This is a genomic window from Streptomyces sp. NPDC051963 (genome assembly GCF_044593495.1).
Classification (GTDB): domain Bacteria; phylum Actinomycetota; class Actinomycetes; order Streptomycetales; family Streptomycetaceae; genus Streptomyces.
Genome location: NZ_JBIUCC010000011.1, coordinates 224711 through 237412, shown reverse-complemented (window position 1 = coordinate 237412; position 12702 = coordinate 224711). Strand labels below are relative to the sequence as shown.

Here is a 12702-nt window from a genome sequence, read left to right as displayed (position 1 = left end):
CTTCTCCCCTCACGCCTTCTCCCCTCCGACGCCCTCCTGCTCGGCATGCGTCTGGTGGGCCCGCAGCTCCTCCAGTTCGTGCTGGTGCTCCATGGCCTCCAGACGGTCGGCCTCCAGCAGCTCGTGCACGGAGTTCATCAGCGTCTCCATGTCGACGACGCCCGTGTACTCACCGCGCCGCCCGGTCACCGCGACCCGCCCCGCGTTGTCGGTGAGGACCGCCTCCAGCGCGTCGCGGAGGGTCGCGTCCCGGGTCACCGTGTCGTGCACGAGCGTGCCCGCGCGGGCCAGTGAGCCCTTGGCGCGCATCATGTCGCCGCGCCGGAGCCACTTGTACGGCCGTCGGTGCTTGTCGAGCAGCAGGATCTCGTTCGTGCCGCTGGAGCGGAGCCTGTTGAAGATCTGCTGGAGCGGGTCGTCGACGGTGACCGTCGGATAGTCGGTGATCTCCACATCCCGTACCCGGGTGAGGTTGAGCCGCTTCAGCGCCGCCCCGGCCCCGACGAACCCGGAGACGAAGTCGTCGGCCGGGTTGGTGAGGATCGCCTCCGGGGTGTCGAACTGGGCGATGTGGGACCGTTCGCGCAGGACGGCGATGCGGTCACCGAGCTTGATCGCCTCGTCGAAGTCATGGGTGACGAAGACGATCGTCTTGTGCAACTCGTGCTGGAGCCTGATCAACTCGTCCTGGAGGTGATCGCGGGTGATCGGGTCGACCGCACCGAACGGCTCGTCCATCAGGAGTACGGGCGGATCGGCGGCCAACGCCCGTGCCACGCCCACGCGTTGCTGCTGACCGCCGGAGAGCTGGCGTGGATAGCGGCCGTGGAACTCGCCCGGGTCGAGCCCGACGAGGTCCAGCATCTCCTCCACCCGCGATCTGATCCGCGCCTTCGGCCAGCCGATCATCCCCGGGACCAGTGCGATGTTCTGGGCGACCGTCATGTGCGGGAAGAGACCGGACGCCTGGATCGCGTACCCGACGTTGCGGCGCAGCTTCACCGGGTCCATGTCGGTGACGTCCTCGGCGTTGATGCGGATGCGGCCGCCGGTCGGCTCGATCAGCCGGTTGATCATCTTCAGGGTCGTGGACTTCCCGCAGCCCGACGGGCCGACGAAGACGACGAGCTCACCCGCCTGGATCTCCATGTTGACGTTGTCGACGGCCGGGGCGGGAGTGCCCGGATACCGTTTGGTGAGGTTCTCCAGCTCGATGGAGGCACCGGAGGTCGCTGTCTCAGGCACGGATCCCCCTGGGAATGGTCAGCCGTCCGATCAGGACGTACGCGGCGTCGAACAGCAGCGCCAGGACGATGATCCCGAGCGTGCCCGCGAGCACCTGGTTGAGCGCGTTCTTGCTGCCCAGCGAGGCGAGACCGCGGAAGATCACATTGCCGAGGCCGGGTCCGGAGGCGTAGGCGGCGATGGCCGCGATGCCCATCAGCATCTGCGTCGAGACCCGGATGCCGGTCAGGATCGGCGGCCAGGCCAGCGGCAGCTCGATCCGGACCAGCCGCATCACCCGGGACATCCCGATGCCGGTCGCCGCGTCCACCAGCGTCGGATCGACCCCGCGCAGCCCCACGATCGAGTTGCGCACGATCGGCAGGAGCCCGTACAGGGTCAGGGCGATCACCGTGGGCGGCACGCCGAGACCGACGATCGGGATGAGCAGACCGATCATGGCGAGCGACGGGATGGTCAGAATGGTCGAGGTGGTCGTGGTGGCGAGGCTTCCGGACCATTCCCTCCGGTAGGTCACGATGCCGATCAGAACGCCGAGCACGGTCGCCACGACCATGCACTGGAAGACGGCACTCGCGTGTTGATAGGCGTCCGCGAGCAACTGCTGATGCTGGTTGCCCAGGTACTCCCAGAAGCTCACGCGTCACCCCAGAGGCTCGGTCACTCCCGTCCGACCGAACCCTCCGCCGCCTGCGCCCCCAGTGCCGCCTGCTGGACCAGTGGGATGATCCGAAGCGGAACGGGGTTCTCCATGACGATCGCGGTGGAGGCCCGGACGATGCCATCAAAACCGACAACCAGGTCGATCACCCGCTGAAGATCGGCGTTGGACCGGGCCACGAGCCGGCACAGCATGTCCCCGGTGCCGGTGGTCGTGTGCAGCTCCAGCACCTCCGGCACGGTCGCCAAGTGCGCCCGTACGTCCGTCCCTTGCCCCTGCCGGATCTGGAGCGTCGCGAACGCGGTGACGGGATAGCCGAGGGCCGCCGGATCCACCTGCGGACCGAAGCCGCGGATGACGCCATTCGACTGAAGCCGGTCCAGCCGCGCCTGCACCGTCCCCCGGGCGACCCCCAGCCGCCGGGACATCTCCAGCACCCCGATCCGCGGCTCCCGCGCCAGCAGCACGATGATGCGCCCGTCCAGATGATCGATCCCCATACGGCCCTCCCGAGTGGTCATCCTGTACAGGAAGCCCGACGAAACGCTAACTGCACTGGTCACATTGCCCAGCGATGACGCAAACTATTGCGCACCTTGCAGGGCGGCGCGAGGCTTTCGCCATGGCCGTATCTTCTGCTGACACAGACCACACTCCCGACACCGCCCGGCAGGCCGACCCCTTCCCGGTCAAGGGAATGGACGCGGTCGTCTTCGCCGTGGGCAACGCCAAACAGGCGGCGCACTACTACTCCACCGCCTTCGGCATGCAGCTCGTCGCCTACTCCGGACCGGAGACCGGCAGCCGTGAGACCGCCTCTTACGTGCTCACCAACGGCTCCGCCCGCTTCGTCCTCACCTCGGTGATCAAACCCGCCTCCACCTGGGGCCACTTCCTCGCCGAGCATGTGGCCGAGCACGGCGACGGCGTCATCGACCTCGCCATCGAGGTCCCGGACGCCCGCAAGGCCCACGCGTACGCCGTCGGGCACGGCGCACGCTCGATCGCCGAGCCGTACGAGCTGAAGGACGAGCACGGCACGGTCGTACTCGCCACGATCGCCACCTACGGCCGGACCCGGCACACCCTGGTCGACCGGTCGGGCTACGACGGCCCCTACCTCCCCGGCTTCATCGCCGCCGACCCGCTCGTCGAACCGCCCGCCCAGCGCACCTTCCAGGCCATCGACCACTGCGTGGGCAACGTCGAGCTCGGCCATATGAACGAGTGGGTGGCCTTCTACAACAAGGTCATGGGCTTCACGAACATGAAGGAGTTCGTGGGCGACGACATCGCCACCGAGTACAGCGCGCTGATGTCCAAGGTCGTCGCGGACGGGACGCTCAAGGTCAAGTTCCCGATCAACGAGCCCGCCATCGCCAAGAAGAAGTCCCAGATCGACGAGTACCTGGAGTTCTACGGCGGCGCGGGCGTCCAGCACATCGCGCTCAACACGAACGACATCGTCCAGACGGTACGGACGATGCGGGCGGCCGGCGTGCGCTTCCTCGACACCCCCGACTCGTACTACGACACCCTCGGCGAGTGGGTCGGCGACACCCGTGTCCCCGTCGAGACCCTGCGCGAGCTGAAGATCCTCGCCGACCGCGACGAGGACGGCTATCTGCTCCAGATCTTCACCAAGCCGGTCCAGGACCGGCCGACCGTCTTCTTCGAGATCATCGAGCGCCACGGCTCGATGGGCTTCGGCAAGGGCAACTTCAAGGCCCTGTTCGAGGCGATCGAGAGGGAACAGGAGAAGCGCGGCAACCTGTGACCAGGCCCTACTAGGCGGGCGGGGGCTCGTCGACGGGCAGATCGCCGAGTCCCCGCAACGCCTCCCGGGCCGCGGGAGCCCGCCACGGCGAGAAGTACGGGTTGATCCGCAGCGCCTCCTGAAGGTGCCGCCGGGCGGGCCCGTACAACTCCGACTCGCCCTCGATCATGCCCCGGTGATACACGTACAGCGCGCTGCGGACCCCACCCCCGTGCTCCTTGTCCGTCGCCCGTACCGCGAACTTCAGCGCCTCCTCGTCCTGCCCGGCCCGGTGCAGCGCCCACCCCAGCGCGTCGGCCACGGCGATCCCCGGCTGGCGCTGCCACTCGGCGCGCAGCCGCTCCACCGCCGCCTCGGGATCCCCGTGGTCGGCCTCGAACTGCCCGAGGACCAGCTCCTCGTCGGCCCCGCCCGCCGAGGCTTCGCGCACCCGCTCCCGCAGCAGGTCGTACTGCACGCGCGCGGCCTGGTCGAGGCCCAGCGACTCGTACAACTCGCCCAGTTCCAGCGCGTACTGAGGCAACGGCTGCTTGGCCAGCGCCACCCGGTACGCGTTCAGTGCCTCCGAGGTCCGCCCCAGCCCCGCCAGCGCCCGCCCCTGTCCGGCCTGCGCGGCCCGCTGGTCGGGGTCGATACGGACCGCCTCCTGGAAGTGCCGCAGCGCGACCTCCAGGTCCCCGCGCTCGAAGGCCAACTGCCCGACCCGCTCCAGATACGCGGCCTTCTCGGCGGGCGCCTCGGCGCCCGCCGCCGCGTCGGCCAGCGAGGCGGCCGCGTCCTCGCGCCAGCCGTGGTCGCGGTAGACGGCCGCGGCCCGCGCGAGCACGGCAGGACCGGAGTGCAGCTCCAGCAGCTCGTCCAGGGCGCGCTTGGCGGCCTTGTGGTCACCCAGCCCGGTGTAGGCGTCGATGAGCACCGGATACGTCGTCCAGCGCTTCGCGTCCAGCTTCAGCGCGTCCCGCCCCCACTTCCGCGCCGTCCGGAAGTCGCGCCGCGCGTTCGCCAGCGCCGCCATCCCGGTCAGCGCCTCCGCCCTCGCCGCGGTCCCCTTCGCCCGCGTCCGCAGCGACGTCCGCAGTGCCCGCTCGGCCCGCGGGTAGTACGACGGCTCCGCGACCCGGCGCCCCTGCTCGACGTACGCCGTCCCGAGCACCGCCCATGACCGCGCGTCCTCGGGATGCGCACGCACCCGGGCCTCGCGCTCGCCGATCAGCGCCGCGAGGTCGGGCAGCGCGGCCGGCACCCCGGCCCCGACGGCCGTCAGCGCCTGCGCCCCCGGCGCCGCGGCGGATGGCCTCGAGTCCGGCCGTTCCCCGGGCAGCAGCACCAGCAGTCCGCCGAGTACGGCGGCCCCGGCGACCGCCGCGATCAGCACCCTCCGGGCAACGGGCCTGCGCACCTTGTCCGGCGCTTCCTCGTGGTTCTCCATGGCGATCACTGTGCGTCGATACGACGACCACATTCCCGTACCCGAAGCAGTGTGCGGACGGGGTTCACACCGATGGCCGTGGGTGCGAACCTGTGATCATGAGCCGTAGCGAAGCGCCCCGCTCCAAAAGCACAGCGGCGACCGGCAACCTCGTCGACCGTCTGCTCGGCGGTCTGCCCGCCGAGGCCGTCCTCACCGACCCCGACGTCACGGCCTCCTACGCCAACGACATGGCCAGCTTCTGTCCGGCCGGCGCGCCCGCGGTGGTCGTCCTGCCGCGCACGGTCGAAGAGGTGCAGCACGTCATGCGCGTCGCGACCGAACTGCGCGTCCCGGTCGTCCCGCAGGGCGCCCGCACCGGCCTGTCGGGCGCGGCGAACGCCTCAGACGGCTGCATCGCGCTGTCCCTGACCAAGATGGACCGGATCCTGGAGATCAACCCGGTCGACCGCATCGCCGTCGTGGAGCCCGGCGTCATCAACGCCGCCCTGTCCCGCGCGGTGGGCGAACACGGCCTGTACTACCCGCCGGACCCGTCCAGCTGGGAGATGTGCACGATCGGCGGCAACATCGGCACGGCGTCGGGCGGTCTGTGCTGTGTGAAGTACGGGGTCACCGCCGAGTACGTACTCGGCCTGGACGTCGTCCTGGCCGACGGGCGGCTCATGACCACCGGCCGGCGTACGGCGAAGGGCGTCGCCGGGTACGACATGACCCGGCTGTTCGTGGGGTCGGAGGGCTCGCTCGGCATCGTCGTACGGGCGACTCTGGCCCTGAAGCCGCAGCCGCCGCAGCAGCTGGTGCTGGCCGCCGAGTTCGCGTCCGGGGCCGCCGCGTGCGACGCGGTGTGCCGGATCATGGCGGGCGGACACGTGCCGTCCCTCCTCGAACTGATGGACCGTACGACGGTCAAGGCCGTCAACGACATGGCGCACATGGGGCTGCCGGAGTCCACGGAGGCGCTGCTGCTGGCGGCCTTCGACACCCCGGACCCGGCGGCGGACCTCGCCGCGGTGGGCGCGCTGTGCGAGGCGGCCGGCGCCACCCAGGTCGTACCGGCGGACGACGCGGCCGAGTCCGAACTGCTCCTCCAGGCACGGCGGTTGTCGCTGACCGCGCTGGAGGCGGTCAAGGGCACGACGATGATCGACGATGTGTGCGTGCCCCGTTCGCGGCTCGGCGACATGCTCGAAGGCACCGAGCGCATCGCGGAGAAGTACCAGCTCACCATCGGGGTCGTCGCCCACGCCGGCGACGGCAACACCCATCCGACGGTCTGCTTCGACGCGCAGGACCCCGAGGAGTCCCGGCGCGCCCGCGAGTCCTTCGACGAGATCATGGCGCTCGGCCTGGAACTCGGCGGCACGATCACCGGCGAACACGGCGTGGGCGTCCTGAAGAAGGAGTGGCTGGCGCGCGAGATCGGCCCGGTGGGGGTGGAGATGCAGCGGGGCGTGAAGGCCGTCTTCGACCCGCTGGGCATCCTGAACCCGGGCAAGTTGTTCTGATCTCGTTGCCTTACGGCTCACTGGGCGAGCAGCTGGTCGAGCGCGTCGTCGATCCCCAGCCGCCCGCCCTCACTCCCCGGGGGCACCACCCGCAGCGTGCGCTCGAGCCAGGCCGACACCTGTGGCGCCGGCGCCTGGAGCAGTGCGTCTCCGTCGGGTGAACTCAGCGCCATCAGGACGACGCTGCGGCCCTCGGCCTTCGTCGGCCACACCCTGACGTCACCCTGCCCGCAGGGCCGGAACACGCCCTCGACGAGCAGGCTCCGGGCGAAGGTCCAGTGCACCGGGGCGTCGGAGTTGATGTGGAAGGAGATGTGGACGGCGTACGGGTCGTCGCTGCGGAAGCTGAGCCGGGCGGGGACCGGGATGCTCCGCTCCGGCGACAGGATCAGCTTCAGTTCCAGCTCCCGCTCTACCACGCTGTGCATAGCGCGTGTTTCCTCTCTCGTGTCAGTCTCGTGAGCCCTGGTGCGGGCCCGTACGAGTGGAGAGAGAGGAAGGGCCGGAACCATTACGCGGGTTCGCTGAAGTTTTTTCGCCGAGTTCCGGGACGTGTGAAGTCCGTGTACGAGGTTGCCCGGAAAGGGGTGGGTCCTACGGGACCGGCGGTGGTTGTTGCGCCGGTCTGATAGATGTGGAGCCCCCTATACGACCCCCGAGCAGATACGGGACGACGGACATGAGCGCCCCAACCCCGGCCCCAGGTGACGACAGGCCCCGCGAGGGCTATTACCCGGACCCCTCCATTCCCGGATATGTCCGGTACTGGAACGGTGCTGCCTGGGTACCGGGCACCAGCCGCCCCGCCCCGACGGACGGCGAGCCGCTCGCCCCGCCGCCCGGCTCCGGCCCGGCTCCGGGACAGGTCGAGGAGACGGGCCCGCACTTCTTCGACGAGGAACCGGCGAACTCGCAGGGTTCGTCCGGTGCCCCCAGCCGGGCCGACGCCCAGCACGGCAGCCGGCCGGAGCCCGCGGCCGCGTGGGGCGCCGACCGCTCCCGGCAGTCCGGCTTCGGCGGCGACCAGGACCACCGCGTCTCCTGGGGAGCCGCACAGGGAGCCGACCCGAGGGCGTCCGCCGAACTGCCGGCCCAGCCGGACGGCCGGTCCGCCCGCACGGACGGTACGGCGTCCATCCCGCCCGCGGAGTCGGACGACGTCGACTCCGGCAACACGTTCCTCTTCCGCCGACCGACGGCCGGGCCGGGCCGGGCGGCTGCGTCTGCGGCTGCCGACACCGGCAATGACGAGGGCACCAACGAGGGCACGATGAAATTCCGCGCGCTCTCCCCGCGCACACCCCAGCAGACCAGGGGAGCGGGGGCGCAGAGCGGGAGCGCGGCCGGAACGACCGCGGGCTCGGCGGGCACGGGCGGGACGGGTGCGCAGAGCGGTGGCTCGGGCGGTGCCGCCGCGTCGGCCGGTGGCCCTGCCGCCGCCCCGGGAGCCCCCGGTTTCGGTGCCGGAAAGGCCGCTGCCGCCCGTGCGGCAGGCGCCCAGCCCCCTGCCGCTCCCGAACCTCTCCCCGGCCCTCAGCAGCCGCCGTCGGCCGCCCTCCAGCAGCCCGCCCCCGCCGTCCCCTCGCAGCCCGGCGCCCCCCAGTCCGCCACGCCCATGGCGAGCGGCGCCGGCGGCGGTCAGCCGTCCTGGGCCCAGCAGGTGCACCGGCTCGCCGGAGGGCCGGACGAGGGCCGTCCCGTGGCGCCCTGGAAGCCGCCCGTGGAGGACATCTTCCAGGCGGCCGCCATGCGCCAGGCGTCGGCCCGCCCGGCCCCGCTCGGCAAGCGGCTCGCCGCCCGGCTCGTCGACACCCTCGTGCTCGCCGCGGTCACCTCCGTCGCCGCCGTCCCCCTCGGCACCAAGGCGATCGACCACGTCAACGAGAAGATCGACGCGGCCAAGCTGTCCGGCGAGACCGTCACCGTCTGGCTGCTCGACGGCACGACATCGACGTATCTCGGCATCGTCCTGGCCGTCCTGCTGCTCTTCGGCGTGGCCTACGAGGCGCTGCCCACCGCCAAGTGGGGCCGAACCCTCGGCAAGAAGCTCTTCGGTCTGGACGTGCGGGACATCGAGGGCCATGAGCCGCCGTCCTTCGGCGCGGCCGTCCGCCGCTGGCTGGTCTACAGCGTGCCCGGACTGCTGGTCGTCGGTGTCGTGGGCGCCGCCTGGTGCCTGATCGACCGTCCATGGCGCCAGTGCTGGCACGACAAGGCCGCACATACGTTCGTCGCCGGATGACCGTCTACGTCGTAAGCACCAGCTGATTCCGTACTCCGGACGGCCGCTCGCCGGATGCGGAGCCGGGAGGTTCGCGGTCCACTCGGGCCATGAGCAGTGAACCGCCCCCCGGCTCCGGTCAGCAGCCGCCGGAAGAGGACCCGTTCAGGAAGCAGCCCCCGCCAGAACAGGGATCGGGCTCGCCGTACGGCGGCCAGCCCCCGCCCTACCAAGGAGGCGGTCCCGCCGGCGGTGACCCGTACGGCGGCGGCTCGTACCCGAGCGATCCGCTGGCCGGCATGCCCCCGCTCGCCGACAGCGGCCGGCGTACGCTCGCCCGCATCATCGACATGATCCTCGTCGGCATCGTCGTCTGGTTGCTCACCTGGGGATTCGGGGTCAGCGAGTACAACGTCGGCGCCGACGAGGTCGAGTACGGCAAGTCCTTCGCGCAGTCCGCGGTCGCCGCCGTGCTCTACGTCGCCTACGACACCTTCCTGATCTCCAAGACCGGGCAGACGCTGGGCAAGAAGTGGCTGAAGATGCGGGTGGCCAACCTGGACAACGGCTCCACGCCCTCGGTGCAGACGGCACTGGTGCGGGCGCTGGTGCTGTGGCTTCCGTTCGCCTTCTGCTGCGCCTGTATCTGGACGGCGATCTGCGGCGGCTGGAGCTTCTTCGACAAGCCGTACAAGCAGGGCCTGCACGACAAGGCGGCCAAGACGGTGGTGGTCAGCGCCGGCTGACCGCGAGGGCACGGCAGGAACGACCGGCGGGCCCGTGGATTCCACGGGCCCGCCGGTCGTCGTAGCAGATCGGATCGCGAAGACCGGATCTTGAAGTTCAGCTGGTGAAGTTCAGGCCGCCTTGCCGGAGTTCACCGGTACGCGCTCCGGTGCGGCCTCCGCCGAGGGCGCGGGTGCGCTGCTCGGCTTGGGCAGGGGAACCGTCATGGCGACGAGGAGCCCGAGGGCGAGCGCCGCGAGGGCGATGACCGCGATCCCCACACCTGAACCTGTCTGTGACAGCAGCAGCATGGCGAGGGTCGAGAAGATCACGGTGCATGAACCGTAGACGAGCTGTGCGGCGTTCGGTCGAGGCGCAGTCGGACGAGGCATGGCAATCGTGTCCTCGGAAAATGGGGGTGAGAGGGGGCGCCGGCCTGGCATTCCGCCGGCTGCCGAACATTCCGCCAACCGACTCTAATCGCAGGCATGCCCGAGCGGAACGAACGGTAAGCGTGACCTAACCAACAGTATCGGTGCATGGGGGGCGCATCGAGTCACATCGTCCACCCAGTGGACGGGCCCACGCGCCCGCTAGCAAGGCCCCAGTAATGCACTTGACCTGCTCAAGTCAAGGTCTGTCTTTTCCATTCAACCTCTAGTCAAATGTCGTCACTTGACTACACGCGTCTCTCACGCGCACGCGGACTTTCCATGACCGGACCCCCTTCCGCGTGCCCTGACGCGGGGGAGGATCTCAAGTGACCAGAAGACCCTGGACGTTCAGAGCGGCCGCGACGACCGTCGCGCTCGCCGCCGCCACGGCCACCATCTCCACCTACGCCGTGGCGCAGGCCGACACCACCGCCGAGCCGGCTGCCGTGAACCGGCACGACCCGCAGCCGGCCAAGCAGACGGAGGACCACGACCTCGACGGCCCGTTCAGCAAGACCCAGGAGGCGCAGCGTCAGGAGGCCCTGAACCAGGTCCTCTCCGGCGACGCCCAGGTCAAGGAGCGCGACGGCTCCAAGGTCGTCCAGCTGAAGAGCAAGAAGGGCGACAGCAAGTACGTCGAGCTGGGCCGCGAGAAGACCGACAAGATCTTCACGATCCTGGTCGAGTTCGGCGACCAGACGGACCCCCGCTACGGCGGCACGCCCGGCCCGCTGCACAACCAGATAGCCGAGCCGGACCGTGCGCAGGACAACAGCACGGCCTGGCAGGCGGACTACAACCAGGAGCACTTCCAGGACCTGTACTTCGGCGAGGGCTCCTCCTCGATGAAGGCCTACTACGAGAAGCAGTCCTCGGGCCGCTACTCGGTCGAGGGCGAGGTCGCCGACTGGGTCAAGGTGCCCTACAACGAGGCCCGTTACGGCTCCAACAAGTGCGACCCCGACAACTGCGCCTGGTTCGCGGTGCAGGACGGCGTCACCGCGTGGGCCGCGGGCCAGAAGGCGGCCGGCAAGACCGACGCCGAGATCAAGGCCAAGCTCGCCGAGTACGACCAGTGGGACCGCTACGACTTCGACGGCGACGGCGACTTCAACGAGGCCGACGGCTACATCGACCACTTCCAGATCGTGCACGCCGGTGAGGACGAGTCCGCGGGCGGCGGCGCACAGGGCGAGGACGCCATCTGGGCGCACCGCTGGTACGCCTTCGGCTCCGACGCCGGCGCCACGGGCCCCGACAACAACAAGCTCGGCGGCACCCAGATCGGCGACACCGGCATCTGGGTCGGCGACTACACGATCCAGCCGGAGAACGGCGGACTCGGCGTCTTCGCCCACGAGTACGGCCACGACCTCGGTCTGCCGGACCACTACGACACCGCCGGCGGCGAGAACTCCACCGGCTTCTGGACCCTGATGTCCTCCGGTTCCTGGCTCGGCACCGGCGAGGACACCATCGGTGACCTGCCCGGCGACATGACCGCCTGGGACAAGCTCCAGCTCGGCTGGCTCAACTACGGCACGGCGAAGGCCGCGACGAAGTCGAAGCACACGCTGGGCGTCGCGGAGTACAACACCAAGAACAAGCAGGCCCTCGTGGTCTCCTTGCCCGACAAGGAGGTCACCACCGAGATCGTCGCCCCGGCCGAGGGCGCGAACCAGTGGTGGAGCGGCAGCGGCAACGACCTGCGCAACACGCTGACGCGTTCCGTGGACCTCACCGGCAAGGCGTCGGCGACGCTGACCCTCGACGGCTTCTACGACATCGAGAAGGACTTCGACTACCTCTACACCGAGGTCTCCACCGACGGCGGCGCCAACTGGACCGCCGTGGACGGCACGGTGGACGGTCAGGCGATCCCGCGTGACGGCAGCGGCAACCCCGCCCTCAGCGGCACGGTCGACGGCTACAAGAAGCTGTCGTACCCGCTCGACGCCTACGCCGGCAAGAGCATCCAACTCCGCTTCCGCTACTCCACCGACGGTGGTGTCGCGCAGAAGGGCTTCGCCGCCGACTCGATCACCGTGACGGCCGACGGCAGCGCGCTGTTCACCGACAACGCCGAGACCGCGGACGCCGCCTGGACGGCGACCGGGTTCTCCCGCGTCGGCGCCTCGTTCACCAAGGACTACGCGCAGTACTACATCGCCGAGAACCGCCAGTACGTGTCGTACGACAAGACCCTCAAGGTCGGCCCGTACAACTTCGGCTTCTCGACGACCCGTCCGAGCTGGGTGGAGCACTACCCGTACCAGAACGGCCTGTTGGTCTGGAAGTGGGACACCTCCCAGGCGGACAACAACACCAGCCAGCACAAGGGCACCGGTCTGGTGCTCCCGGTCGACTCCCACCCGACCGCGCTGAAGTGGTCCGACGGCACGCTGATGCGCAACCGCATCCAGGCGTACGACTCGCCGTTCAGCCTCTACCGCACGGACGGCATCACGCTGCACAACGCGGACGTCGCGACCCGGATCCCGTCGCAGAAGGGGGTGCCGGTCTTCAACGACCACACCAGCACCTACTACGACGCGTCCAACCCCACGGCGGGCGTCAAGATCACTGACACCAACACCAAGATCAAGATCGTCAAGGAGGCCAAGAACGGCTCGACGATCTCGCTCGAAGTCGGCCCCGCGGTGAAGTAACCAGCATTTCCGCAGGTCAGAGCACGATTCGG

Annotated in this window: 11 protein-coding genes; 5 read left to right on the top strand and 6 right to left on the bottom strand. The window is 69.8% G+C overall.

The annotated features are described in order from the left end of the window. Positions 1 to 9: 9 nt before the first annotated feature. Genes ACIHFB_RS39705 through ACIHFB_RS39695 form a run of 3 tightly spaced genes read right to left on the bottom strand, consistent with a single transcriptional unit; the run spans position 10 to position 2406 of the window. The gene (locus ACIHFB_RS39705; RefSeq protein ID WP_365283350.1) at positions 10 to 1245 is read right to left on the bottom strand and encodes a betaine/proline/choline family ABC transporter ATP-binding protein; all 1236 of its coding nucleotides are present in this window, start codon (positions 1243 to 1245) and stop codon (positions 10 to 12) included. Then, positions 1238 to 1885 carry an ABC transporter permease gene (locus ACIHFB_RS39700; protein ID WP_400129437.1) on the bottom strand — a complete coding sequence of 216 codons (648 nt, stop codon included), beginning with the start codon at positions 1883 to 1885 and terminating at the stop codon, positions 1238 to 1240. The genes ACIHFB_RS39705 and ACIHFB_RS39700 overlap by 8 nt, the downstream gene beginning before the upstream one ends. A gap of 20 nt (positions 1886 to 1905) precedes the next feature. After that, positions 1906 to 2406, bottom strand: a complete 501-nt coding sequence (locus tag ACIHFB_RS39695; RefSeq protein ID WP_400129436.1) for an Lrp/AsnC family transcriptional regulator — start codon at positions 2404 to 2406, stop codon at positions 1906 to 1908. 122 nt (positions 2407 to 2528) lie between these two features. On the opposite strand from ACIHFB_RS39695, the gene hppD reads away from it, so the two are divergent. Then, complete coding sequence (gene hppD / locus ACIHFB_RS39690; RefSeq protein ID WP_400129435.1) at positions 2529 to 3683, top strand: 4-hydroxyphenylpyruvate dioxygenase; 1155 nt, start codon at positions 2529 to 2531, stop codon at positions 3681 to 3683. Between the two features lie 10 nt (positions 3684 to 3693). Here the strand turns inward: hppD and ACIHFB_RS39685 are convergent, their stop codons facing one another. Beyond that, a complete protein-coding gene (locus ACIHFB_RS39685; protein ID WP_365283342.1) occupies positions 3694 to 5112 on the bottom strand; it encodes a tetratricopeptide repeat protein in 1419 nt (472 codons plus the stop codon). A gap of 92 nt (positions 5113 to 5204) precedes the next feature. Here ACIHFB_RS39685 and ACIHFB_RS39680 point away from each other — a divergent pair, with 92 nt between their 5' ends. Continuing rightward, positions 5205 to 6620 (top strand): FAD-linked oxidase C-terminal domain-containing protein, encoded by a 1416-nt coding sequence (locus ACIHFB_RS39680; RefSeq protein WP_365283340.1) that lies wholly within the window; start codon positions 5205 to 5207, stop codon positions 6618 to 6620. Positions 6621 to 6637: 17 nt separating this feature from the next. On the opposite strand, the gene ACIHFB_RS39675 is transcribed toward ACIHFB_RS39680, so the two are convergent. Then, the gene (locus ACIHFB_RS39675; RefSeq protein ID WP_365283338.1) at positions 6638 to 7048 is read right to left on the bottom strand and encodes an SsgA family sporulation/cell division regulator; all 411 of its coding nucleotides are present in this window, start codon (positions 7046 to 7048) and stop codon (positions 6638 to 6640) included. Between the two features lie 251 nt (positions 7049 to 7299). Between ACIHFB_RS39675 and ACIHFB_RS39670 the strand changes: the two genes are divergently transcribed. Then, positions 7300 to 8862: an RDD family protein gene (locus tag ACIHFB_RS39670; RefSeq protein ID WP_365283336.1), complete on the top strand. Its 1563-nt coding sequence runs from the start codon at positions 7300 to 7302 to the stop codon at positions 8860 to 8862. An 89-nt stretch (positions 8863 to 8951) separates the two neighbouring features. Next, a complete protein-coding gene (locus tag ACIHFB_RS39665) occupies positions 8952 to 9587 on the top strand; it encodes an RDD family protein (RefSeq protein WP_365283334.1) in 636 nt (211 codons plus the stop codon). A gap of 111 nt (positions 9588 to 9698) precedes the next feature. Here the strand turns inward: ACIHFB_RS39665 and ACIHFB_RS39660 are convergent, their stop codons facing one another. Further along, positions 9699 to 9959 carry a hypothetical protein gene (locus ACIHFB_RS39660; RefSeq protein ID WP_365283332.1) on the bottom strand — a complete coding sequence of 87 codons (261 nt, stop codon included), beginning with the start codon at positions 9957 to 9959 and terminating at the stop codon, positions 9699 to 9701. 368 nt (positions 9960 to 10327) lie between these two features. Between ACIHFB_RS39660 and ACIHFB_RS39655 the strand changes: the two genes are divergently transcribed. Further along, entirely contained in the window at positions 10328 to 12670 is a 2343-nt protein-coding gene (locus ACIHFB_RS39655) for an immune inhibitor A domain-containing protein (RefSeq protein ID WP_365283330.1), read from the top strand. Positions 12671 to 12702 lie beyond the last annotated feature (32 nt).